We start from the raw sequence: 24,251 nt of genomic DNA, 5'->3' as shown, positions 1-24,251 counted from the left end.
AAGATGTCAGATGACCGACAACCGAGTAGAGAACAAAACAAGGCGCACAGCGCCCGCAGGCAGCGCCTGCCGCATGACCAACCATCGTATAACTTTGGAGGAGACACCATGCATCACAGCCATCACCCGGTTCCGCGCCGGCTTGCCTTGAGCGCGATCGCGCTGGCGGTCGCGGCCCTTGCCGGCCAGGCCGCCGCGCAGGAAGCGGTACAGGAAGCCGCACAAGCCACGCAGGAGTCAGCGCAAGCCACGCAGCAAGCGACAGGAGCCACGGCGGCACAGCAAGCAGCGCCGGTAGCCACGGGCGAAGTCATCAAGGTCGAAGTCACGGGTTCCACGATCAAGCGCGTGGCTGGCGAAATGGCGCTGCCGGTCTCGTCCGTGAAGGCCGACGACATCGCCAGCGCGGCGCTGACCACCGTGGCCGACCTGGCGGTGTCGCTGCCGTCGAGCGCCACCAACGCGCCTTCGTCGGCCGGCGCGGGCACCAACATGAACATGCGCGGCATCGGCATCAACCGCACGCTGGTCCTGCTCAACGGCCGGCGCATGGTCAACGAGCCGCTCAGCAATGGCTTCGTCAACGTCGACCTGATTCCCATCAGCGCCCTGAACCGGGTCGAGGTCCTGCGCGATGGCGCGTCGTCCACCTACGGTACCGATGCCATGGGCGGCGTGGTCAACTTCCTGACCCGGCGCAGCTACAAGGGGCTGGAACTGACCGGGCAGGTGGTGCGGCCGGAAGCGTCGGGCGGCGGCCGCGAACACCGTGTCAGCGTGCTGGGCGGCATCGGCGACCTGGCGGCGGATGGCTGGAACGTGTATGCCACGGTGGACGTGCACAAGCGCAGCAAGCTGGAATCGGCCGACCGCCCGGAGCTGACCAACCCGGCACTGCTGGCCAGCCTGGGCATCGCGCCGAAGGCCGCCAGCGGCACCTATGCCTGGCCCGCCAACGTGTTCTCGCCCAGCACGGGCATTACCGGCAATCCGTACTATGCGAGCGGCTGCCTGCCTCCGTACTCGGTGCCGGCCACCCGCAACACATGCATCCAGGATGCCAATTACGTGCTGGCCCTGCCGGCCAACGCGCAGGCCCACTTCTTCGCCAAGGGCAGCATCAAGCTGCCGGGCGACCACCTGGTCACGGCCGAACTGCTGCATGCCAAGGAGCACATCGAAACCCAGAAGCCGCCCACCACCACGGTCGGCTTCAACGGCGCCGTGGCGCGCATCACGCCCGACAGCCCGTACTATCCGGGCGGCAGCGCCGGCGTGCCGGCCATGGCGGGGATCAACGGCTCGCCGCTGAACGTGTCGTGGAGCGTGGCCGAACTGGGCCCCGCCATCGCGAAGGACGAGCAGAAGATCACCCGCGTGGTGGTGACCGGCGAAGGCACCATCGGCCAGTGGGACTACCGGCTGGGCGGCATCTACGGCCGCGGCAAGCGCGATTCGTATTTCGTGCAGGGCTACCTGAACGGCGCCAGGCTGCAGGCCGGCGTGGCGAACGGCGTACTGAATCCGTTCGGCACGCAGAGCGCGGCCGGCCTGGAATACCTGAAGAGCATCTCGGCGGACGGCGGCCAGATCCGCCATACCACCAACCGCTACTACGGCACCGACCTCACGCTCACGCGCGAGCTGATGCAGCTGGGCGGCGGCGCCATGACGCTGGCGCTGGGTGCCGAATACCACCGGGACGCGAACGACGACCGCGCGCTCGATGGCGTGATCGACGTGCCGTACCAGAACCGCCTGCCCAGCTATGCCGAGGGCAGCCGCGATATCTCGGCGGTGTTCGCCGAACTCGACCTGCCGGTGACGGCGGACCTGAGCTTCAACGTGGCGGCGCGCCACGATCGCTATTCCGACTTCGGCGGCACCAGCAATCCCAAGGCCAGCTTCCGCTGGCAGCCCATGAAGCAGCTGATGTTCCGCGGCTCGGCCAGCACGGGCTTCCGCGCGCCGACGCTGTTCGACCGGTATGGCTACCGGCTGCCCGGCGCCACCTCGCTCTCCACCAGCAAGTGGGACGATCCGGTGCTGTGCCCGGGCACCATGGGCATGGCCGGCACCGGCACGGCGGTCCCCGGCGCCAACCCGCTGCTGGTCTGCAACACGGCCCTGCCGATCCAGCAGGGCAGCAATCCGGAAGTGCAGCCGGAAACCTCGCGCAACCTCACGCTGGGCGTGGTGATCGAGCCGGTGCGCAACCTGATGGTGATGCTGGACTACTACGACATCCACGTGAAGGACAGCATCGGCCAGCTGGCGCAGAACGCCATCTTCACCAACACCGCGAAGTACGCCGACCTGTTCGTGCGCAATCCGGACGGCTCGCTGGCCTACGTGAGGAACACGGTCGACAACCTGGGCGACCTGCGCACCGCCGGCATCGACGTGGGGCTGTCGTATGCGTTCCCGAAGGCTTCGTACGGGCAGTTCAAGGCCGCGCTGGACGGCACCTACGTGACCCGCTTTGAAAACCAGACCGAGAAGGATGGCCCGTGGATCTCCAACCTGGGCCGCTTCGGTTCCGTCGGCTCGGGCAATGTCAGTGCCAGCCCCACGTATACGTTCCGCTGGAAGCACACGCTGCGCCTGTCGTGGGAGCGTGGCGACTGGTTCAGCCAGCTGACCCAGTTCTACAACACCGGCTATCACGACCTGAACAACGTGCCGGCGCAGTTCCACCGCGATATCGAGCCCTATTCGGTGTGGAACATGACCGTCAACTACAAGGGGATCAAGCACGTCAAGGTATCGCTGGGCATCAGCAACCTGTTCGACGAGAATCCTCCCGTCACCAATTCGAATTCCACCGCGTACGCCAACAATATCGCCAGCCCGATCGGCCGTGCCTACAACGCGCGCCTGACGTACGAGTTCTGAATATATGAGTTCTGAATGTATGAGTTCTGAACGCAGGAGTTCTGAATGCAGGAGTTCCGAATGCAGGGGTTCCGGATGGTCGAGTGCTCAAAGCATGGGTGCCAGACGTACGAGTGCTCAAAGTACGGGTTCCAGACGTACGAGTCCTGAACAACGAATTCACAATACGAGTTCCCAGAAAGGCAGTCCATGAAAATCGAACGTGTACAAGGCACCATTTTCAACTATCCGAGCAGGCGCAGTGTCGACAGCGCCGGCCATGCGCATCCCGGTCCCGAGAAGAACGTGCAGATGGCCATGCTGACGATCACCGCCGACAATGGCGCCCGCGGCTACGCGTTCGGCCCGGTCGAGGTGGTCCGTCCCCATGTGCTGGAAGCCTATGTGCGCAAGGTGCTGGTCGGGCAGGACCCGTTCGACCGCGAGCGCCTGTGGCAGGACCTGGTGCACTGGCAGCGCGGCAGCGCGGGGCAGCTGACCGACCGCGCACTGGCGGTGGTGGAACAGGCACTGTGGGACCTGGCCGGCCGCGCGCTGGGCGTGCCGGTGTACAAGCTGCTGGGCGGCTACCGCGACAAGGTGCCGGCCTACGGCAGCACGATGTGCGGCGACGAACTGGAAGGCGGCCTGTCCACGCCCGAGGAATATGCCGCCTTCGCGGAAAAGCTGGTGGCGCGCGGCTACAAGGCGATCAAGGTGCATACCTGGATGCCACCGGTATCGTTCGCGCCCAGCCCGGCCATGGACATCAGGGCTTGCGCGGCGGTGCGCGAGGCGGTCGGCCCCGATATCGCGCTGATGCTGGACGGCTATCACTGGTACAGCCGCGGCGAAGCGCTGGCCATCGGCCGCGCCCTGGAAAAGCTCGATTACGCCTGGTTCGAGGAAATGATGAACGAGCAGAGCATCGCATCCTACGCCTGGCTGGCCAACCAGCTCGACATACCGATCGTCGGCCCGGAAACCATCTCCGGCAAGCATCACAGCCGCGCCGACTGGGTGCAGGCCGGCGCCTGCGACATCCTGCGCGCCGGCGTGCCGGGAGTAGGGGGCATCACGCCGACCATGAAGGTGGCGGCGCTGGCGGACGCCTTCGGCATGGACTGCGAAGTGCACGGCAACGGCGCGGCCAACCTGACGGTGGTGGCGGCGATCAAGAACTGCCGCTGGTACGAGCGCGGCCTGCTGCATCCCTTCCTCGACTACGATGTGCCGCCGGCCTACCTGCACCGCCTGCCCGATCCGATGGACGCCGACGGCTTCGTGCACCTGTCCCAGGAGCCGGGCCTGGGCGAGGACATCGACTTCGAGTACATCGCCGCCAACACCGTGCAATCCTACTAGGGCGCGCCCATGAGCTTTGCACGAAACTCCTACCTGCACAGGCGGCTGGCGGGGCTGCTTGCGCTGATGCTGGCGCTGATGCTGGCGCTCCTGTTCTCGCCGCCGGCGCGGGCCGCCACGCCGCGCGACCAGCTGGTGATCGGCATGAACATGAACAACCTGCTGTCGATCGATCCGGCCGGCGCCACCGGCAACGACGTGCTGGGCGTGGTGGCCAACCTGTACGACTACCTGGTCGAACTCGATCCGCGCGACCTTGCCAGGGTGAAGCCCGCGCTGGCCGAATCGTGGGCCTTCGGCGACGACCGCCGCAGCCTGACGCTGACGCTGCGCCAGGGGGTGCGCTTCCAGTCCGGCCGCCCGCTGACCGCGGAGGACGCGGCATGGTCGCTGCACCGGGTGCTGAAGCTCAATCTCGCCATGGCCTCGCCATGGAAGAGCTACGGCTTCAGCGCCGCCAATGCGCCGCGCATGATCCGCGCGCTCGATGCGCGCACGCTGCGCATCGACTTCCCCGAGCCGACCGATCCGAAGATGGTGCTGTACACGCTGGCCACCTCGGTCAGCGCGGCCATCCTGGACCGCCAGGCGGTGCTGGCGCACGAGCGCAACGGCGACCTGGGCGCCGCCTGGCTGCTCACGCACGCGGCGGGCTCGGGCCCGTTCTCGCTGGCGGAATGGCGCGCCAAGGACGCCATGCTGCTGGACCGTTTCAACGGCTACTGGCGCGGGCCGGCCAGGCTGCGCCGGGTGGTCATGCGCCATGTGCCGGAATCGCTGTCGCTGCGCTTCATGATCACGCGCGGCGATGTCGACCTGGCCGCCGGCATGGCCGGGCCGGATATCGAGGCGCTCAAGCACGACGCCAGCGTGGTGGTGCAGCCGGTGCTGCGCGGTACCTCGTACTACGTGGCGCTCAGCATGAAGAACCCCCGTTTCGCGGACCGCCGCGTGCGCCTGGCGCTGCGCAGCCTGATCGACTACGACGGCATCAACAAGGCCATCATGCCGAACTACGGCGTGGCGCACCAGCGGCCCGTGATGATCGGGCTGGCGGCGGCGTTGCCCGACCCCGGCTACCGGCTCGACGTGCCGCGCGCCCGCCGGCTGCTGGCCGAAGCGGGTTACCCGCAAGGCTTCCGCACCACCATCCGGGTGTTGTCCGATCCGCCGCTGATCAATATCGCCACGTCGCTGCAGGCCACGCTGGCGCTGGCCGGCATCGAGGCCGAAATCCTGTCCGGTACCGGCAACCAGGTATATGGCGCCATGCGCGACCGCAAGTTCGATATCGTGGTCGGCCGCGGCGGCGGCGGCGTGGAGCCGCATCCGCACGCCAACCTGCGCGCCCTGGTGTACAACCCGGACAACAGCGATGCCGCCCGGCTCACCAACTTCCAGGGCTGGCGCACCGGCTTCCACAGCCCGGCCATCAACCGGCTCATCGAGGAAGCCGTGCGCGAACCCGATGAAGCGCGGCAGAATGCGATGTACCGCGAAGTGCAGCAGCTGTACGACAGCGAAGTGGGGGCCATCCAGCCCATCGCGCAGATGCAGGAAACCGTCGTCTTGAGCAAGCGCGTGCACGGCTATGTCGGCCATCCATCCGCCACCACCCACCTGCGCGATGTCTACAAGGACTGAGCGCGGCCCGACAGGAGATAGCATGTCCACCCCATCGGCAACTTCTTTGGTCACCTCTTCGTCAAGTTCATTTGCAACCTTATGGGCCCGCGTCTACTCCCAGCGGGCGCGCTTGCTGAGTACCCTGGTCACGCTGTTCGGCCTGCTGGCGCTGACCTTCTTCGTCGGCCGCGTGATGCCGATCGACCCGGTGCTGTCCATCGTCGGCCCGGATGCCGACGCGTCGACCTACCAGCAGGTGGCGGTCCAGCTGGGCCTCGACCAGCCGCTGTGGGTGCAGTTCGGCCGCTACCTGAACGAACTGGCGCACGGCAACCTGGGCACCTCGCTGCTGACCGGGAACGCCGTCAGCGCCGATATCGCGCGCGTGTTCCCGGCCACCCTGGAACTGGCCACCTTCGCCATCGTGCTCGGCACGCTGGCCGGCGTGCCGCTGGGCGTGCTGGCCGCCAGCCACCGCGGCCGCTGGCAGGACAACGCGGTGCGCGTGCTGAGCCTGGCCGGCTATTCCACCCCGGTGTTCTGGTTCGGCATGATGGGGCTGCTGGTGTTCTACGCCTGGCTGGGCTGGGCCGGCGGTTCCGGGCGCATCGACCTCGAATTCGATGGCGTGCTGCCGCCCGTCACGGGGCTGATGCTGGTCGACAGCGCGCTGGCCGGCAACTGGCAGGCGTTCGGCAACAGCGTGCGCCACCTGATGCTGCCGGCCGGGATCCTGGGCCTGCATTCGATGGCGTACATCAGCCGCATGACGCGCAGCTTCATGCTGGCGCAGCTGTCGCAGGAATACATCCTGACGGCGCGCGTCAAGGGCTTGCCGGAATCGCGCGTCATCTGGGGCCATGCCTTCCGCAATATCCGGGTGCAGCTGCTGACCATCGTGGCGCTGGCCTACGGCGGCCTGCTCGAAGGCGCGGTGCTGATCGAAACCGTGTTCGCCTGGCCCGGCTTCGGCCAGTACCTGACCAACAGCATGCTGCTGGGCGACATGAGCGCGGTGATGGGATGCGTGCTGGTGGTCGGCATCATCTTCGTCGGCCTCAATCTCCTTTCCGACCTCCTGTACCAGGTCTTCGACCCGAGGATGCACTGATGACCACTTCCACCCTGATGCCTTCCGCCGCGCTGATGACCGCTCCCATGCCCGCCCGCCGCCAGGTCCTGCGCCGCGCCATGGCCCACCTGCTGCACAACCCGATGACGCTGGCCGGCGTGGTGGTCATCCTGCTGCTGGTGGCCGTGGCCTGCGGCGCGCCGTGGCTGGCCACCCACAACCCCCTGCTGCAGGACCTGTCGCAGGCATTGCAGCCACCGGGTGCCGCGCACTGGTTCGGCACCGACGAGTACGGGCGCGACTGCTTCAGCCGCCTGGTCTACGGCGCCCGCACCACGCTGTACATCGTGGGCCTGGTGACGGTGGTGGTCGGCCCGGTCGGCCTGGCCATCGGCACCGTATCCGGCTACTTCGGCGGCTGGGTCGATGCGCTGTTCATGCGCGTGACGGACATCTTCATCTCCTTCCCCAGCCTGGTGCTGGCGCTGGCCTTCGTGGCGGCGCTGGGCCCGGGCCTGGAGCATGCGGTGATCGCCATCGCCCTGACCGCGTGGCCACCGATCGCGCGGCTGGCGCGGGCCGAGACCCGCTCGCTGCGCAAGGCCGACTTCGTGGCGGCGGTGCAGCTGCAGGGCGCCTCGCCGCTGCGCATCCTGCTGCGCCATATCGCGCCGCTGTGCCTGTCGTCGGTGCTGGTGCGGCTGACCATGAACATGGCCAGCATCATCCTGACCGCCGCCGGCCTGGGCTTCCTGGGGCTCGGCGCGCAGCCGCCGTCGCCGGAATGGGGCGCCATGATCTCGGCCGGGCGGCGCTACATGATGGAGTGCTGGTGGCTGGTGGCCATGCCGGGTGCCGCGGTGATGCTGGTCAGCCTCGCCTTCAACCTGCTGGGCGATGGCCTGCGCGACATGTTCGATCCCCGCAGCTGAAAGGAAGGGCGATGACCGATACCAAACTGGAAGTGGAAGACCTGAGCGTGCGGTTCGCCACGCGCGACGGCCTGGTGGATGCCGTGCGCGGCGTGTCGTTCACACTGGGCAGGGAAAAGCTGGCCATCGTGGGCGAATCCGGCTCGGGCAAGTCGACCGTGGGCCGCACGCTGCTCAAGCTGCACCCGGCCAGCGCCCGCATCGACGCGCGCGTGCTGCGCTTCGGCGATACCGACCTGCTGCGCGCCGGCGAGAAGGCGATGCATGCGATCCGCGGGCGGCGCATGTCGATGATCATGCAGGATCCGAAGTACTCGCTCAATCCCGTGATGCGCGTGGGCGACCAGATCGCCGAGGCGGTGCTGGCCCACCAGCGCCTGCCGCGCGCACAGGTGCGCGAGATGGCCATCGCCATGCTGGAGAAGGTACGCATCCGCGAGCCGCAGCGGGTCTACGACCGCTATCCGCACGAGATCTCGGGCGGCATGGGGCAGCGCATCATGATCGCCATGATGCTGATTCCGAACCCGCAGGTGGTCATCGCCGACGAGCCGACGTCGGCGCTGGACGTATCGGTCCGCTCGCAGGTGCTGTCCGTGCTGGATGACCTGGTGGACGAACGGGGCCTGGGGCTGCTGTTCATCAGCCACGACCTGAACCTGGTGCGCAGCTTCTGCGACCGGGTGCTGGTGATGTACGCGGGGCGGGTGGTGGAATCGATCGCGGCGGCGGACCTGGACCGCGCGCAGCATCCCTACACGCGCAGCCTGCTGGCGGCCCTGCCGGACATCGACCATCGCCGCGCCGTGCTGCCCGTCCTGCAGCGCGATCCGGGCTGGCTCACTCACTAGAATTCAGCAGGAGACCGACGCATGATCACGGTAAAAAGTTTGCAATTGGGATTCGGTAACAGTAGCGGCAGCGGCGGCGGATACCAGCAGGTGCTGCACGACGTGGACTTCACGGTGGCCGAGGGCGAGGCGTTCGGGCTGGTCGGCGAATCGGGCTCCGGCAAGAGCACGGTGCTGCGCTGCCTGGCCGGCCTGTACAGCCACTGGCGCGGCGATATCGCGATCCGGGGCGAGGCGCTGGGCCGCAGGCTCACGCGCGAACGCTGCCGCCTGGTGCAGATGGTGTTCCAGGATCCCTACGGGTCGCTGCATCCGCGCCATACCGTCGGCGCGGCGCTGCTGGAACCCTTGACGATCCACCGGATGGACCGGCCGCACGAGCGTGTTGCACAGATGCTGGCCAAGGTGGGCCTGAACGAATCGTTCCGCCAGCGCTATCCGCACCAGCTGTCGGGCGGCCAGCGGCAGCGGGTGGCCATCGCGCGCGCCCTGATCCTCGAGCCGCGCATCCTGCTGCTGGACGAGCCGACTTCCGCGCTGGACGTGTCGGTGCAGGCGGAGATCCTCAACCTGCTGGCCGAGCTGCGCGCGCGCGAGGGGCTCACCTATATCCTCGTCACCCACGACCTGGGCGTGGTGGTGCACCTGTGCGACCGCCTGGCCGTGATGCAGCAGGGTCGCATCGTCGACACGCTGCCCACCAGCGAGCTCGGCAATGGCGGCGTGGCCTACACGCGCACCCTGGTCGAGGCCACCCGCAGCTACTCGCGCTCGCGGGAACGTCCGAAGGAGGTCGAGGCGGGCCGGTGACAGGCAATTTCGCTCACTCCCCGCTGTGCTCACACTTCGTCTCTGCAATGGGAGCGGTAGGGGATGTCAAGCCATCGTATCGTCCTGCCGGGGCCGGTGTCCGTGCTCGTCGCGCGCGAGCCGATGCCCTGAGCAGGGTCAGCCCGCCCCTCCGGACATCGGTGCGATCGCCTTCATGATCTGGATCATCGATGGCCCCAGCAGCACCACCAGCAGGCTGGGGAAGATGAAGAAGATCAGCGGGAACAGCAGCTTCGTGGCGATCTTCGCGGCGCGCTCTTCCACCAGCTGGCGGCGCCGGGTGCGCAGCTGCTCCGACTGGATGCGCAGCGCCACGCCGATGCTGGTGCCGAAACGGTCGGCCTGGATCAGCATCTTCACCAGCGCGTCCACGTCTTCCACGCCGGTGCGCAGCGCCAGGTTGCGCAAGGCCTTGTCCTTGGCGCTGCCGGCGCGCAGTTCCAGCGTGACCAGTTGCAGTTCTTCCGACAGCACGGCGCTTTTCAGGCCGATCTCCGCGCCCACGCGGGCCAGCGCGGCATCCATCGCCAGGCCCGCCTCCACGCACACCGTCATCAGGTCGAGCGCATCGGGAAACGACTCGAAGATCTCGCGCTGGCGATGGGCGATACGGCGCTTCAGCACGAGGTCCGGCGCGTAGTACCCGCAGGCGGCGGCGATCGCCAGGTACAGGAACGTGGTGCTGCCGGCACGCTGCGGATCGCTGCCCAGCAGCAGCCAGGTCGCCAGCGGCAAGCCGATCGCCAGCGCCGTCTTCCCGGCATGGAACAGGCCTGGCGTCGACGGTGCGCGCCAGCCGGCGTTGATGAAGCGCAGGCGCACGGGTGAGTTTTCCCACCCTTCGGCCGGCACCGACAGCCGGGCCAGCGGTTCGGCCAGGCGCGACAGGCGTTGCAGCCAGTCCCGGGCCGGCGGCGCAGCCAGGGTGTCGCGCTCGTCGAGGGTGGACAGGCGGTGTTTCACCGGATCGCGCGTAAGCACGAGCATCGCCAGCGCCGCGGCGCCGAAGATCAGCACGAAGACGGCGGCCAGGATGAGGATCTGTACGTGGTTCATGGATTGTGCGGCCCGGTCAGATGCGGATGCGGATGATCTTGCGGATGGCCAGCACGCCGGTGACCATCATGGCAGCGGCGATGCCCACCAGCTTGCGGCCGCCCGGGTCGGTGGCCAGCACCCCCATCGATTCCGGATTCGCCGCATACATCATGGCGCCGGCGCCGAACGGCAGCAGGCACAGGATCCAGGCCGACATGCGGCCTTCGGCCGACAGCACCTGCACCTGTCCCAGCAGGCGGTGGCGGTCGCGGATGATGGCGCTGATCGAGGACAGCAGTTCGGTCAGGTTGCCGCCCGTCTCGCGCTGGATCAGCACGGCCACGACGAAGTATTGCAAGTCCATGCTGGGCACGCGCTGGGCCAGGTTGTTCAGCGCATCGCCCATGCCGATGCCGAAGTTGACCTCGTCGAAGGCCGCCTTGAATTCCTCGCCGAGCGGTGCCGCCATCTCGTCGCCGACCAGCTTCAGCGCGGTGGGAAAGGCGTGGCCGGCGCGCATCGCGCGGCCCATCATGTCCAGCGCGTCGGGCAGCTGGTGCTCGAAACGCACCAGGCGGCGGTCGCGCGCGCGAGAGAGGTAGAGCAGCGGCAGGCTTGCCGCGGCCGCGCCGGCGAGCGGCCACGCCAGGGCCGGCAATGCCAGCCAGGCGGCCAGCAGCAGGCCGGCCGTGAATCCCGCGGCGCAGAACGCCAGCAGGCGGGCCGCCAGGTAGCGCACGCCGGCCTGCATCAGCATGCGGTCGAGCCGGCGAACGCCGGGCAGGTGGCGCAGCAGCGCATCGATGTCGGCGCTTTCGCTGAGCCGCCGTTCCTTGACGATGGTGACTTCCGACTGCCGCGTTTCACCGCCGATGATGCCGCGCAGGCGGCGCGCCACGCGCTCCGCTTCCGGATCGCGGTGTGCCGCCCAGCCCGTGTAGACACCCCATACCAGCAGCATCACGGCGGCGAACAGCAGCACCACGAACAGCGCGAACGTGGTGTTCATCGCGCCGGCTCCATGCGCGGCTCGAACACGCCCGGCGACAGCGCGACGCCGAAGGTGCGCAGCCGTTCGGCGAAGCGGGGCCGCACGCCGCTGGCGCTGAAGTGGCCCTGCACGGTGCCGTCGTCGGCCACGCCGGTCTGCTTGAACGAGAAGATCTCCTGCATCGTGATGACGTCGCCCTCCATCCCCGTCACCTCGGAGATCGACAGCACCTTGCGCTTGCCGTCGGTCAGCCGCGACACCTGGACCACCACGCCGACGGCGGAACTGATCTGCTGGCGCATCGCCCGCGGCGGCAGCGTGGCGGCCGCCATGCTGACCATGTTTTCCAGGCGCGTCAGCGCATCGCGCGGCGTGTTGGCGTGGATCGTCGCCATCGAGCCTTCGTGGCCCGTGTTCATCGCGCCCAGCATGTCCAGCGCCTCGGCGCCGCGCACCTCGCCCAGGATGATGCGGTCGGGCCGCATCCGCAGCGCGTTGCGCACCAGCGCGCGCTGCGTGACTTCGCCCTTGCCCTCGATGTTCGGCGGGCGGGTTTCCAGGCGCACCACGTGCGGCTGCTGCAGCTGCAGTTCGGCGGCGTCTTCCACCGTCACGATGCGCTCGGTCTGGTTGATGAAGCCGGAGATCACGTTCAGCATCGTGGTCTTGCCGCTGCCCGTGCCGCCCGAGATCAGGATGTTCACCTTGGCCTTGCCCAGCCCCTGCAGCACTTCGGCCATGTCGGCCGTCACGCTGCCGTACGACACCAGGTCGGCCAGGCGCAGCGGGTCGGCCGAGAAGCGCCGGATCGACATCACGGGGCCGTCGATCGCCAGCGGCGGGATGATGGCGTTGACGCGCGAACCGTCCGGCAGGCGCGCGTCGACCATCGGGCTCGACTCGTCGATCCGGCGGCCCACGCGCGAGACGATCTTGTCGATGATCTTCATCAGGTGCGCATCGTCGGTGAACGTCACGTCCGTCAGTTCCAGGCGGCCGCGCCGTTCCACGTACACCTGCTTGTGCGTGTTGACAAGGATGTCGGACACGGTGGGATCTTCCAGCAGCGGTTCCAGCGGGCCGAAGCCCAGCATCTCGTTCTGGATGTCGCGCGTGAGGGTCTTGCGCTCGGCATCGTTGATGACCACCATCTCTTCCTCGAGCAGGCGCTCGACCAGCAGGCGCAGTTCCTGGCGGATCTGGTCCGGCGTCAGGCGCTGCATGCTTTCCAGGTCGATCCGGTCGAGCAGGGCTTCGTGGATGCGGCTCTTCAGCTGGTGATAGGCGCGGTTGTCGATGGGGCCGCGCTGCGCGGTGGGGCGCGGCGCGCCGCTGCCGAGGCGTTCGCGCAAGGAGGAGGAGGGCATGTTCATCGCGTTCTTTCCGTCAATCGTCAATCCGTGATTCCGTCAATCCGTTGTTGGCCGGGGCGTGGTTCGGTCGGGGCGAGGTTCAGGCGGCGCGCCGGCTGAACAGGCGCGACATCAGGCCGGCGGCCTGCTTCGGCGCCGCGTCGCCCGTCAGGCCGCGGGCCATGTCGACCAGCGCTTCCGACAGCGGGCTGTCCGGCGCCAGGCGCGTGATGGGCACGCCCTGGTTGACCGATTTCGCCGCCGCGTCGTAATGGTTCGGCATGGTGCGCAGCACGCTCGTCTCGAACGCTTCCTCGAGATCCTTCAGGCGGATATCGCTGTTCTTGTCGTGCCGGTTGACGATCAGCTCGATCTTGTCCTTGCCGTAGTCCAGGTTGCGGAACACGGTGAGCAGCCGCTTGCCGTCGCGGATGTAGGGCAGGGTCATCTGCAGCACCGGGAAGATCGTGTCCGCATGGTCGAGCGCGCGGATGCTGACCGGGTCCAGGCTGCGCCCCACGTCGAGCACGATGAAGTCGTACTGGCGGCGCGCCAGCTTGACGATGGCGTCGATGTGCTCGGGCTTCACGTCGCTGGCGTGCGCCGGGTCGGACGGCGCGGCCAGCACGCTGTAGTTCGGCGTCACGCTGACCATGCTCGATGCCAGGAACGAGGGATCGAGGCGGTGGATCTGGCTGGCCACGTCGGACAGCGTGGCCAGCGGCTTGATGTCGGAAACGAACAGCGAAGCGTCGCCGAACTGCAGGTTCATGTCGATCAGTGCCACGCGCCTGGTGCCGCCGGCGGACAGCGCATAGGCCAGGTTGGTGGCCAGGAACGTGGAGCCGCTGCCGCCCTTGCAGGAAATGAAGGCCAGCACCTTGCCGTTGCTGCCGCCCTGGGTGCCCAGCTTCTCGGCGACGCGGTCGAGCGCCTGCTCGAGCGCCGCGGCGGCCGGGCTGGCCGGCAGCACTTCGCGCACGCCGGCGCGCATGGCGCGCAGCAGGAAATCCTGCGACAGGTCGCCCGAGAGCACGATGAAGGCCATGCGCGGGAACAGGTGGCCGAGGCGTTCGAGCTGGTCCAGCTCGCCTTCCTCGGCGCGCGGCTGGTCCACCACCAGCACGTCGGGCACGGCATCGTCGGCCAGCGTGGTCAGGCGCGCCGGCGTGCCGGCGATCATGTCCACTTCATCGGCGCCGGGGCGGTTGCGCAGCTGGCGGGCCACCTCGATCAGGTGGCGGTCGTCGCGCGACAGGACTGCGATCTTCATGGTGTCTCCTTACTTGTTGCCGATGCCGGAACCGACCATGGCGCTGTCGCCCTGCGGCGTCGGCGTCACGTAGGAACGCACGTAGTTGGCATAGCCAGCCACGGCGGTACCGGCATCGGTGCCGCTGGCAGGGCGCGGCTGGGGCGGCACGACCTGGCTGGCCATGATGGCGCGCACGCTGCCGCCGTTGGCCGACGTATCCCGGGCGGCGCAGCCGCCCAGCGTGGCGACAATGGCTACCGTCACGGCGGTGAGACGAAGGTGATTCGCTAAATGGTTCATGGCTGCTCTTTCGGAGTGGGACCTGCCTTGCCTTCGTGCTGGCCGCCGATCAGGAACTGCGCGCGGCTGGGCTGCACGTAGTCGTCCGTCGGCAGGCGTGGCGCCGCCGGCAGCGGCTTGGCCAGGTGCGGCGTGACGATGAACACCAGTTCGGTGCGGTCGTTCTGGAAATCGCTGCTGCGGAACAGCGTGCCCAGCACGGGAACCTCGCCCAGGAACGGGAAACGCTTGATGTTGCTGGTCACGTTGTTGCGGATCAGGCCACCGATCGCGAAGCTCTGGCCATCCTGCAGCTGCACGGTGGTGCTGGCGCGGCGCGTGGTGAACGCGGGCAGGATCGCCGTGGCGTTCGTGGTACCGCTGCTGATGCCGATGCCTTCGCGGTTGAGCTCCGACACTTCGGGTGCCACGCGCAGGTTGATGCGCCCGCCCGCCAGCACGGTCGGCGTGAACTTGACGGCCACGCCGTATTCCTTTTCTTCCAGCGTGATGGTGCTGCCGCCGATGCCGTTGTTCTGCGCGACGGGAATGAAGATCTTGCCGCCGGCCAGGAAGCTGGCTTCCTGCCCGCTGATCGCCATCACGGTGGGTTCGGCCAGGATCTTCACCAGGCCGTCGCGCTTCTGGCCGTCGATCACCAGCTGGGTGGTGGCGCTCTTCACGGCCCCCAGCACGTTGCCGGTTTCCGCCAGCAGGCTGGAGGCGATGCCGTAGGTCCAGTTGCCATTGGTCTTGGTGAAGCCCAGGTTGGCGCCCAGCTGGTCGACCAGCGACTTCGACACTTCGGCGATCTTCACTTCCAGCAGCACCTGCTGCGGTGCCGCCACCTGCAGCATGTTCAGCACCCTGGCGGCATTGCCGGCGGGCGCCGCGGCGGGCGCCGCGCTGGCGGCCGCGCTCACGCCGCTGGCGGGCGGAGTGCCCGAGCCGGCGCGTGCGCCGGCCGCGGATGCCTGCGCGCTTTCCTGGTACGCCGTGGCCAGTGCCACGACCTGGCTGGCCACGGCGGAATCGCTGACCATGCCGGAGAGCACCAGCGCATTGCCGGTGCTGTCGAGCTGGATGTCCTTCTCCGCCGGGAACAGCGTATCGAACTGCCTGCGCAGCGGCGAGGTATCGATCCCCACGACGAGGTCGAACACGGTGGAACGGCCGTCGCGGCCGGACACGATCAGGTTCGTGGTGCCCACGCTGCGCGCCACGATCACCACTTCGCTGGCGTTCGGCACGACCACGTTGGCGATCTCCGGCGCGCCCACGGTGACCTGGGCGGCAGGCTTGCAGAAGCGCTTGAGCGTCGACTTGCCGCGCACCAGTTGCAGCGTTTGCGCGTCGCCGCGGCCATGGAGGTCGATGCAGTCCGGCGCCGCGGCCAGGCTGGTGCCGGCCGCCAGCGCGAGGGCGCCGGCCAGCAGGGTCTTGTTGCGGAAGTTCGGGAGGTGTGTCATGACGGGCTTCTTACTGGATGGCTTGCGGGGCGGCGTCGAGGCCGCGGATCACGAGTACACCTTCGGTCCGGCGTACGGGAGCGGGGGCGGCGGCGCGCTGCGGTGCCTCGGCGCGCACGGGCGCGGGGGCCGGGGCGGCGGCGCGGGCCGCTTTCAGCGGCGGCAGGCCGAGCACGGATTCGCGCGTGGCGCCGCCCGTGTTGGCGGGCTGCGGGTCCACCTGGTTGCGCAGCACCAGCGACAGCGAACCGACGCTGCGCGCCAGGTCGAGTTTTTCCACCTGGTCCGGCGCCAGTTCCAGCGTCACGGCATTGACGACGCGCGGCTTGGTGTCGTCACGGTTCGATTCCTGCGCCACGGCCAGCACGAGGATGCGTTCCAGCACGATCTTCGAGATCGGCTGTTCGGCATTGCCGTTGTCGCCGGCCGAACCCTGCATGTTGACGAGGATGTCGACATAATTGCCGGGCAGCGCGAAGCCGGCCACGCCGACCACGTCGTTGACGCGCACCGTCATGGCGCGCTTGCCGGTGGCGACCACGGCGGACAGGCCGCCCGTGGTGCCGGGCGGCGCCAGCTTCGATTCCAGCACCGGTTCGCCCTTGGCGATATCGGTGCGGGTGACGCGCTCGGCCAGCAGCTTCGGATCGGTCACGGCGCCGGGCGGCACCGAGCCGGAAGGCCAGTCGACCAGCTGCACGCTGGCCGCTTCGAGCCGGGAACCCTGGCCGATGTCGGCGGCGGCCACCGCCACGCGCGTGCCGGCCGTGCCCTGTTCGCCCATCCACTTGGCGGCCACCAGCACCGCGGCCAGCGCCAGGAACAGCGCCACGCCGATGATCAGCAGTGGTCTGGAATTTCGCATCAGTCATTCTCCAATCGGTTGTCCTGCGTGCCACGGTCGCGGCGCTCGAGCTCCAGCGCGCAGCCCTGCTGGCTGCCCGCGGCAAAGTAGTTGTCCCACGCCCAGTCCAGGGTGTGGCGGCTCAGTTCCGGCGCGCGGTCCTCGTAGCGGGCCAGGTCGCGCAGCTGCCGCACCAGGTCGCGCGGGTAGCACGCCAGCAGCGGTACGCCGCGCTGCCGGTGGCATTCCAGCAGGTAGCCGAAGGTGTCGGCGAAGCGCTCGCCGTCGGCTTCGATGCCGGCCTGCGCGCAAGCCTGGCGGAACAGCAGGGCGTATTCGTCGCTGGACGCCGGCGGCACTTCGATCTTGTAGCCCAGCCGGCGCAGGAAGGCGCCATCGCTCAGGCGGTGCGGCACGAAGTTCGACGAGAACACCACGATCACGTCGAACGGCACCTGGAAGGTGTGGCCGGTGTGCAGCGTGAGGTAGTCGACGTTGCGGTCCATCGGCACGATCCACCGGTTCATCAGCGCTTCCGGCGAGCAGCGCTGGCGGCCCAGGTCGTCGATGATGAAGATGCCGTTGTTCGATTTCAGGTGCGGCGGCGCCTGGTACAGCCGGGTGTGCGCATCGAAGCGCAGGTCCAGCATGTCCAGCGTCAGTTCGCCGCCGGCCAGTGCCGCCGGGCGGCGCACGCCGCGCACCCAGCGCGCGTCGGGCGCCGTGCCGCGGTCGATGCCCGTGCTGGCGGCCACGGCGTCGGCCGCCGGCAGGTGCTGCACGCTGTCGAAGAACGGGATGGTTTCGCCGTCCACCATCAGCGCATACGGCACCGCGATGGTGCCGGTCAGCAGGTCGCGCAGGCGTTCGGCCAGGTAGGTCTTGCCGCTGCCGGCCTGCCCGTGCAGGAACAGGGCGCGCCCGGAATTCATGGCCGAGCCCAGTTGCGCCAGCACGCGCTGGTTGGCGACGATGCCGTCGAACGCGGCCGCCATGTGGGCACGCGTGACCTGCACGCCGGCCACGCTCTGCGCCTGCACCTGGGCCGTGTAGGCCGCCAGCGTCACGGGGGCCGGGCCGGCATAGGCATTGCGGCCCAGCGCCGCCGCGGCGCGCTGCCGGCCGCCTTCCGTCAGCAGGTAGGAGATGTCGGCATCGGTGCCGCTGTTGCCGGTACGTGCCACTTCGCACAGCTTTTCGGCGCGCAGGAAATGCATCAGCGGATCGATCACGCCGACACCCAGCTTCAGGTGCGAGCCCAGTTCGGGCAGGCGCAGCTGGCCGCGCTGGTGCAGCACTTTCGCCACCAGCTCGGCGAGGAACAGGAAGGGCAGGCCGGTTTCTTCCACCGTGCGGGGAGCGCGCGCCTCGGCCGGCGCCGGTGCCGGCGCGCTCACAGCGGCAGCTCCCCATGGAGGCGCAGCCACGCCAGGCACGCCACGGTGCCGCTGGCGATCGCCACGGCATACGGCAGGCGGCCGCTCGGCGCGGGCAGGTCCAGGCCATCCTTCATCCGCGACAGGCCGGCCTGCAGCACGGTCTGGTAAGTACTGTCCAGGACCCGGCGCAGGATACCCTGCCGCGCCGCCACGGCCAGCGCGAGCACGCCGCCGGCCAGCAGCGTGGCGATGCCCACCGCCGCGATGTCGCCGGCACCCATGAAGGCGCCGACCATCGCCAGCATCTTCGCGTCACCCGCGCCCATCAGGCCGAACGCGTACTTCGGCAGCAGGATGGCCAGGCCGATGGCGAGCCCGCCCAGCGCGGAGGCGATGCCCAGGCCGCCCATCGGCGTGCTGAACAGGCCGGCTCCGGCGGGCAGCAGCGCATGCAGCGCCAGTCCCAGCAGCGCGCCCGGGAATACGAGGGCGTTCGGAATGCGGCGCGCGCGCACGTCGTGCCAGACGGCGAGGGCGAGCAGGGCGAGCAGCAGCAGGAGCGGGAGCCAGGATGGGAGCATTGTCGGTCTGATTGTCTGGAAACAGCGCGGTACAAATAAAAATCCGGAACGGGCGACCCGTTCCGGATTTTTTACGGGCACACCGGAATCAGGCGGTGGCGGCCTGCAGCTTTGCGGCGATCGTCGAGAACACGCCGTCGATGCCGCCCTTCAGGGTGCCGAAAGCGGCGGCGATGATGCCGGCCACGACAGCGGCGATCAGTGCGTACTCGATGGCGGTGACGCCGTCTTCTTCCTGGATGAAGTTCTTGATGAATTGCATGGTGTGTCCTTTAATGAAGTGTTGGTCGGTGCCTATGCGCCAGTCCAGGCGGCCAAGACCGCGATCAGACCGACGACCGCAACGAGAACCGAAAGCACCACGTAGGGCATGGTGGAATCCTCGGTACGTTCGTAGTGCTGTTCCGGGAATTCTTCCTTGTCGTGCACGTTCGCTCCAGTTCGGTTGCCGTCGCGCCGCTCGAATCAGGCGCAGCGCATGAACAGCATCGTACCGGGCCACTTCCCGCCGCACATCCGTCAAAGCTCCCCTTTTGCATGGGACCTTGCGACGCCCCGGCATGGGACATATGTCCTACGCCCCGTGCCGCTGCGCGCCCTCAGCCCAGCCCGTGGCGGGTGGCGTACATGTACAGCTCGAGGCGGTTGGCCACGTTCAGCTTGCCGTAGATGGCCGTCAGGTGATTACGCAGCGTGCGCTCGGAGATGAAGGCGCGCTCGGCCAGCTCCTTGTTCAGCGCGCCGTTGCCCTGCACGATCATGCCGATCACCTCGCGTTCGCGCGAGGTCAGCGAGGCGATGCGCTGCGCTTCGGGATTGGCGGCCGGTGCCGGCGCCACCAGCTGGCCGAGCAGCGCCTGCATCAGCGGCTGGTCGAGCCACAGCTCGCCGCCATGCACCTTGCGCACCGCGGCCAGCACATCCTCGGTGGGCGACTCCTTGCTGACCACGCCGCGCGCGCCCAGCTTGACGGCACTGGCCAGCGTGGCGTGGTCGCGGTTGGCGGACAGGATCACCACGCGGGTCGCGCCATTGGCCACCAGCGCGGGCAGGATGTCGAGCGAACTGCTGCCCTTCAGGTCCAGGTCGAGCAGCACGATGTCGGGCGCGTGCAGCGCGCACAGCGCGACCGCTTCGGCCGCGTCGCTGGCGCTGGCCACCAGCGTGAACGCCGGTGCCTCGGCCTGGATCAGGCGCTCCAGGCCCCACAGCATGGTCTTGTGGTCATCGACCAGCATGATGCGGATCGTCATGATTCCCCCCGTTTTCTTGTTGGTTCGGATGTCACAGCGGCATGCGCACGCGGATCACGGTGTGGCCCGCGCCCGGCTCCACGGCAAGGCGGCCGCCCAGCGCGTAGACCCGTTCCGCCAGCGACACCGGCAGGAACGGCTGGCATGGCGTGGCGCCATCGGCCGGATTGGCGATATCGATCGCCAGGTGGCCGTCTTCGGCCGCCATGTGCACATGGGCGGTGCGCGCGCGGGTGTGCTTGCAGATATTGCTGATGCCTTCGCTGACGACCTGGAACACCTCGGCGGCCATGCGGTCGCTGATCAGCGGCGCGTGCTGCGCATCCAGTGTCACGTCCACGTCGAAGAACGAGCGCACCTTGGCCAGGTGCCGCCGCAGCGCGATCAGCAGCTCCGGCTCTTCCTGCCGGCCGTTGCGGAAGCGGTGCGCGAACTGCCGCATGTCGCCGATCACCTCGGTGCACATCGCCAGCAGATGGTCGAGTTCCGGGGTGACGGCGTTGTCGTCGCCGGCACCGTTGCGGATCGCGGAGACCGCGTTGCGCAGGCCGATGTACGGCTGGATCGTGCTGTCGTGCAAGTCGCGCGCGATGGTCTGGCGCTCGCGAAACGCGGCTTCCGATGCCAGCCGGTCCAGCAGGTCGATGGTTTCGATGACGGGAAAGGCCTGCTGCAGGATATGGTTCAGGAAGGTCGCATCGGCGCGGCGCAGCGCGTGCGGGGCCGTGACGAAGATGCGCCCGGAGCCCTTGCGCAGGGGCAGCGCGGCACTGATGAAGAACGCCGTATCGAGCAGGTCGGCGATGCCGGCACAGGCATCCGGCGCCAGGTCGCTCCAGCGCTCGCCGGCCGCCAGCTGTCCGGCGCGGGCCGGCGCGGCGCGGAACAGCACCGTGGCGGCGTCGCCCAGTGCCAGCAGCGGCTGCACGGCATCTTCTCGCATCGTGCTGCGGCTGACCGCGCGCCCGGCGCTGGGGTGGTGCACCGTGTTCAGCGTCCAGCGGCCCGTGGCGTCCTGCATCAGCAGCACGCAGGTGGTGCCGCCGTAGAAGCGCAGGATCTTCTCCATCAGCGAATCGAGCGTGTGCTGCACGCCGAAGCGGGGATTCGACAGGCGGCTCACGTCGCGCAGCAGCGACAGGCGGCGCCGCTGGTCGACGGCCAGGCCGCCCCAATAGGCGATCATGTAGCCCAGCGCCAGCACGAAGGTGGCGCGCAGCAGCAACAGCTGGATCGATGCCAGCCCCTGCGCGGCCACCACCGCGACCGTCACCATGAAGGCGGCGCCCAGCGTCAGGCGGGCGCCGTCGTCGAAGCCGCGCCGGAACGAGGCGGCCAGGATGGCGAAGAAGAAGAACGAGAAGAACGGGCTGGGCGCGCCGCCCGTGGCATACACCATCAGGCCGTACCAGCCGATGTCGACCCAGTAGATCATCGGGCCGTGCCAGAAGCCGGCCCGTACCCGCGCCACGCCCAGCAGGATCGCGCTGTGCACCACGTAGGCCAGGAAGAACAGCCAGGTCCAGCGGCCCGTCACGATCAGGTCGGCCTGCCCGATATACAGCGTCAGCAGTGCGGAGATGGCCAGCAGCACGCGCATGCCGAACACCATCCATGCTTCGGCATCGGGGGCGGCGGCGCTCCGGCGCGGTTCCTGCGATGCCTGTCCCTGCAAGGCCTGGTCCTGCAATGTCTGGTCGTACATGCTTTTAATTCACTCTTTGTTGTTCTGGCCCGACAGCGGCGTTGCTGATTACTTTCGATCCATATCGAAAGTAAACTTGCATTGTAGAATCGCAAGCTTACTGCATTCAACGCTTCCGATCCGCCAAAATCCCTCATGTCCATCAAAAGTCGTCAATCTGGCGCCACAGTCGTTGAAATGGCGATCGTCATGCCGGTCTTTCTTCTTGTCTTGCTGGCATTGGTCGAGTTCGGCATGATGTTTTTCGTCACGCTGACGATGCAGTACGCGGTACGCGAGGGCGCACGCTATGCGATCACGGGGCAGGCCGACCTCGACCCGAACAAGGCCAGCCAGCAGCGCCACGCGGCGGTGATCCAGAAGATCCGCGACAGCTCCTTCGGCATGTACGACAGGCTGGCGCCCGCCATCTCCGTCAATGGCACGTCGTACAAGCCGGCCGCCTACGGCAATGCGATGTTCGGCGGCGCCGGCAGCGTCATCGTGCTGAAGATCGATTGTTCGTGGACCGTGACGACGCCGTTCGTTTCCCGCGCCTTCACCGACGGCAAATACAAGTTCGCCGTGGCGGCGACCATGCGCAACGAGTTCTTCCAATGACCCGGCCCATGCGGTACGCCACCCGCCAGCGCGGCATCGCCGCCGTCGAATTCGCCCTGATCCTGCCGATCCTGCTGATGCTGTTGTTCGGCATGATCGACGCCGGCCGTGCGCTGCAGGCCAACATCATCATGGTCAATATCGGCCGGGAGGGCGCCAACATGGTCGCCCGCGGCAACACGCCGCTGGAAACGGGCAGCCAGGACATCATCTACATGCTGATGGCCAGTGCCCCGCCGCTGGACGTCAACAAGCGCGGCATGGTCTACATCACCCGGGTGATGGGCGTGACCAGCGGCGGCGTATCGCGCAGCGTGGTGCTCGACCAGTACCGCTGGGACGACGCGGCGCGCGGGCTGGGCTACCGCTTCAGCAAGTACGAACCGGCCAGCAAGGTGTATGGCTGCACCGCGTGGAACGCGGCCGCGTGCACCAGCATCAGCAGCAAGACCCGCCCGGCCACCACGATCATGAGCGGCAAGCTGGCCGATGGCGAGGTCGTGCACGTGGTGGAGACGTTCTACGACTTCGACATGCTGGTGGCCGACAAATTCAACGTGTCCGCCTTCGGGCCGGACCTGTACTCGATGACGATCTTCTGATGACTCCATTCCTCAACCGGCAACGCGGCGCCGTTGCCATCATGGTCGCGCTGTCGATGCTCGTGCTGCTTGCCGTGACGGGCCTCGTGGTCGACGCCGGCATGGCTTACCTCGTCAAGGCAAGGCTCAACGCCGCGGTGGACTCGGCGGCGCTGGCCGCGGCGCGCGCCGTGACGTCCGGGAATAACCAGACGGAACAGACGGCCAGCGCGCAGGCCGCGGCAAGGCAGTTCTTCGCGGCGAACATGCCCGCCAGCTACCTGATGTCGAAACCGGCCCTGCTGGGCACCACGGTGACGTTCAATGCCGGCACGGTCACCATCGACGTGAAGGCCCAGGCGCCGATGGCCGTGTCGCTGATGCAGACGCTGGACACCACGTCGCTGATGCCGACCGCCGCCGCGCAGACGGTGCGCAAGGACCTGGACATGGCGTTCGTGGTCGATACCTCGGGATCGCTGCAGCCTTCGGCCGCGACGGTCAGGACGTCGGCCAAAAGCTTCCTGAACAAATTCAATGTCACGCAGGACCGGGTCGCGCTGCTGCACTTCGCGTCGGGCGTGGAAGTGGACCAGCCGATCGCCACCTCCGGCCGGGGTTTCAAGCGCGATGCGATGCTGTCGTCGATTTCGGGCTACGCATTCTCGGGCGGCACCTCGTCGTTCGAAGGGATGCGGCGGGCGCGCGACGAGCTCAACGCGATCCCGACCCTGAGCCGCTCCAGCCTGCGCGTGATCGTCTTCTTCTCCGACGGCGCGCCCACGTCGTTCGGTGTCAATCTGCCGTTCGGCGCATGCGCCAGGCCCGGCGCGCTCGATGCGGTCGGGCAGGGCCTGCTCAGGCTGGACACCGAGTACGAGTTCGTCAGCACCGCCTGCAAGGTGGAAAGCGAAGCGTGGAAGACGATGAAGAAGCTGCCGAAGTTCTATAACGCGGTCGATCCCGCGGCAACCGAGTTCCCGATCGTGTCCACGCCGACGGCGACGCTGCCGCGCCCGGTGACCGAGGATATCGGCTCCGAGTCGATGTACAAGCAGAACGTCAGCCGCGCCGCGCGCAACCTTGCCGAAGCCATGGCCGCCAGGGCGCGCAAGGACGGCATCTTCGTCTTCACGCTGGGCATGGGCTCCTCGCTGAAGGAAAAGAACGCCGACAACGAAACCGGCGAATCCATCCTGAAATGCATGGCCAACGTGGCCGACGGCCCATCGCGCTGCTACGACGCCAGCAAGCCGGTCGGCATGTACTGCTATGCGGCCACGGATGCCGACCTGACGCCGTGCTTCTCGAAGCTGGCCTCGGCGATCCTGCGCATTTCCAAATAGATTCCGGCGGCTTCCGCTTGACGCTTG

General features: G+C 68.0%; 23 protein-coding genes. 10 read left to right on the top strand and 13 right to left on the bottom strand.

The window, feature by feature from the left end:
• The first annotated feature begins 108 nt into the window (after positions 1-108).
• From EYF70_RS18805 to EYF70_RS18775, 7 genes are all read left to right on the top strand, one after another.
• Positions 109-2,895, top strand: a complete 2,787-nt coding sequence (locus EYF70_RS18805) for a TonB-dependent receptor plug domain-containing protein (RefSeq protein ID WP_165497735.1) — start codon at positions 109-111, stop codon at positions 2,893-2,895.
• A 189-nt stretch (positions 2,896-3,084) separates the two neighbouring features.
• Entirely contained in the window at positions 3,085-4,239 is a 1,155-nt protein-coding gene (locus EYF70_RS18800; RefSeq protein ID WP_131146776.1) for a mandelate racemase family protein, read from the top strand.
• A gap of 9 nt (positions 4,240-4,248) precedes the next feature.
• Positions 4,249-5,883: an ABC transporter substrate-binding protein gene (locus EYF70_RS18795; RefSeq protein ID WP_218943697.1), complete on the top strand. Its 1,635-nt coding sequence runs from the start codon at positions 4,249-4,251 to the stop codon at positions 5,881-5,883.
• Between the two features lie 22 nt (positions 5,884-5,905).
• Complete coding sequence (locus EYF70_RS18790) at positions 5,906-6,976, top strand: ABC transporter permease (RefSeq protein WP_131146775.1); 1,071 nt, start codon at positions 5,906-5,908, stop codon at positions 6,974-6,976.
• On the top strand, positions 6,976-7,869 hold the full coding sequence (locus EYF70_RS18785) for an ABC transporter permease (RefSeq protein ID WP_131146774.1): 894 nt from the start codon (positions 6,976-6,978) through the stop codon (positions 7,867-7,869). The genes EYF70_RS18790 and EYF70_RS18785 overlap by 1 nt, the downstream gene beginning before the upstream one ends.
• Positions 7,870-7,880: 11 nt before the next feature.
• Complete coding sequence (locus tag EYF70_RS18780; RefSeq protein ID WP_131146773.1) at positions 7,881-8,720, top strand: ABC transporter ATP-binding protein; 840 nt, start codon at positions 7,881-7,883, stop codon at positions 8,718-8,720.
• Between the two features lie 21 nt (positions 8,721-8,741).
• Positions 8,742-9,530 carry an ABC transporter ATP-binding protein gene (locus tag EYF70_RS18775; RefSeq protein WP_131146772.1) on the top strand — a complete coding sequence of 263 codons (789 nt, stop codon included), beginning with the start codon at positions 8,742-8,744 and terminating at the stop codon, positions 9,528-9,530.
• Between the two features lie 138 nt (positions 9,531-9,668).
• On the opposite strand, the gene EYF70_RS18770 is transcribed toward EYF70_RS18775, so the two are convergent.
• From EYF70_RS18770 to EYF70_RS18715, 13 genes are all read right to left on the bottom strand, one after another.
• The gene (locus EYF70_RS18770) at positions 9,669-10,607 is read right to left on the bottom strand and encodes a type II secretion system F family protein (RefSeq protein WP_131146771.1); all 939 of its coding nucleotides are present in this window, start codon (positions 10,605-10,607) and stop codon (positions 9,669-9,671) included.
• 16 nt (positions 10,608-10,623) lie between these two features.
• The gene (locus EYF70_RS18765) at positions 10,624-11,598 is read right to left on the bottom strand and encodes a type II secretion system F family protein (protein WP_131146770.1); all 975 of its coding nucleotides are present in this window, start codon (positions 11,596-11,598) and stop codon (positions 10,624-10,626) included.
• Positions 11,595-12,953: a TadA family conjugal transfer-associated ATPase gene (locus EYF70_RS18760; protein WP_131146769.1), complete on the bottom strand. Its 1,359-nt coding sequence runs from the start codon at positions 12,951-12,953 to the stop codon at positions 11,595-11,597. The genes EYF70_RS18765 and EYF70_RS18760 overlap by 4 nt, the downstream gene beginning before the upstream one ends.
• A 79-nt stretch (positions 12,954-13,032) precedes the next feature.
• Complete coding sequence (locus EYF70_RS18755) at positions 13,033-14,205, bottom strand: CpaE/TadZ family protein (protein WP_131146768.1); 1,173 nt, start codon at positions 14,203-14,205, stop codon at positions 13,033-13,035.
• A gap of 9 nt (positions 14,206-14,214) precedes the next feature.
• A complete protein-coding gene (locus tag EYF70_RS18750) occupies positions 14,215-14,487 on the bottom strand; it encodes a hypothetical protein (RefSeq protein WP_131146767.1) in 273 nt (90 codons plus the stop codon).
• A complete protein-coding gene (locus EYF70_RS18745; RefSeq protein ID WP_131146766.1) occupies positions 14,484-15,935 on the bottom strand; it encodes a type II and III secretion system protein family protein in 1,452 nt (483 codons plus the stop codon). Before EYF70_RS18745 ends, EYF70_RS18750 begins: the two co-directional genes overlap by 4 nt.
• 10 nt (positions 15,936-15,945) lie before the next feature.
• A complete protein-coding gene (gene cpaB, locus EYF70_RS18740; protein ID WP_131146765.1) occupies positions 15,946-16,800 on the bottom strand; it encodes a Flp pilus assembly protein CpaB in 855 nt (284 codons plus the stop codon).
• Positions 16,800-18,176: a DUF8689 domain-containing protein gene (locus tag EYF70_RS18735; RefSeq protein WP_131146764.1), complete on the bottom strand. Its 1,377-nt coding sequence runs from the start codon at positions 18,174-18,176 to the stop codon at positions 16,800-16,802. The genes cpaB and EYF70_RS18735 overlap by 1 nt, the downstream gene beginning before the upstream one ends.
• Positions 18,173-18,739, bottom strand: coding sequence for an A24 family peptidase (locus tag EYF70_RS18730; RefSeq protein WP_131146763.1), 567 nt, complete (start codon positions 18,737-18,739; stop codon positions 18,173-18,175). The genes EYF70_RS18735 and EYF70_RS18730 overlap by 4 nt, the downstream gene beginning before the upstream one ends.
• Positions 18,740-18,827: 88 nt before the next feature.
• Positions 18,828-19,001, bottom strand: coding sequence for a Flp family type IVb pilin (locus tag EYF70_RS18725; RefSeq protein WP_131146762.1), 174 nt, complete (start codon positions 18,999-19,001; stop codon positions 18,828-18,830).
• A gap of 32 nt (positions 19,002-19,033) precedes the next feature.
• On the bottom strand, positions 19,034-19,168 hold the full coding sequence (locus tag EYF70_RS31860) for a hypothetical protein (protein ID WP_259772402.1): 135 nt from the start codon (positions 19,166-19,168) through the stop codon (positions 19,034-19,036).
• A 170-nt stretch (positions 19,169-19,338) separates the two neighbouring features.
• On the bottom strand, positions 19,339-19,992 hold the full coding sequence (locus tag EYF70_RS18720; RefSeq protein ID WP_131146761.1) for a response regulator: 654 nt from the start codon (positions 19,990-19,992) through the stop codon (positions 19,339-19,341).
• 31 nt (positions 19,993-20,023) lie between these two features.
• Positions 20,024-21,697 (bottom strand): sensor histidine kinase, encoded by a 1,674-nt coding sequence (locus tag EYF70_RS18715; RefSeq protein ID WP_131146760.1) that lies wholly within the window; start codon positions 21,695-21,697, stop codon positions 20,024-20,026.
• A gap of 189 nt (positions 21,698-21,886) precedes the next feature.
• On the opposite strand from EYF70_RS18715, the gene EYF70_RS18710 reads away from it, so the two are divergent.
• The 3 genes from EYF70_RS18710 to EYF70_RS18700 are packed head-to-tail and all read left to right on the top strand — an operon-like array spanning position 21,887 to position 24,224.
• On the top strand, positions 21,887-22,297 hold the full coding sequence (locus tag EYF70_RS18710) for a TadE/TadG family type IV pilus assembly protein (protein WP_229420452.1): 411 nt from the start codon (positions 21,887-21,889) through the stop codon (positions 22,295-22,297).
• Positions 22,298-22,305: 8 nt separating this feature from the next.
• The gene (locus EYF70_RS18705) at positions 22,306-22,899 is read left to right on the top strand and encodes a TadE/TadG family type IV pilus assembly protein (RefSeq protein WP_165497734.1); all 594 of its coding nucleotides are present in this window, start codon (positions 22,306-22,308) and stop codon (positions 22,897-22,899) included.
• Positions 22,899-24,224 carry a VWA domain-containing protein gene (locus tag EYF70_RS18700; RefSeq protein ID WP_131146757.1) on the top strand — a complete coding sequence of 442 codons (1,326 nt, stop codon included), beginning with the start codon at positions 22,899-22,901 and terminating at the stop codon, positions 24,222-24,224. Before EYF70_RS18705 ends, EYF70_RS18700 begins: the two co-directional genes overlap by 1 nt.
• Positions 24,225-24,251: the final 27 nt, after the last annotated feature.

This window comes from Pseudoduganella albidiflava (assembly GCF_004322755.1).
Lineage (GTDB): Bacteria > Pseudomonadota > Gammaproteobacteria > Burkholderiales > Burkholderiaceae_D > Rugamonas > Rugamonas albidiflava.
The sequence above is the reverse complement of the archived record's forward strand: the minus strand, read 5'-3'. Positions and strand labels throughout refer to the sequence as shown.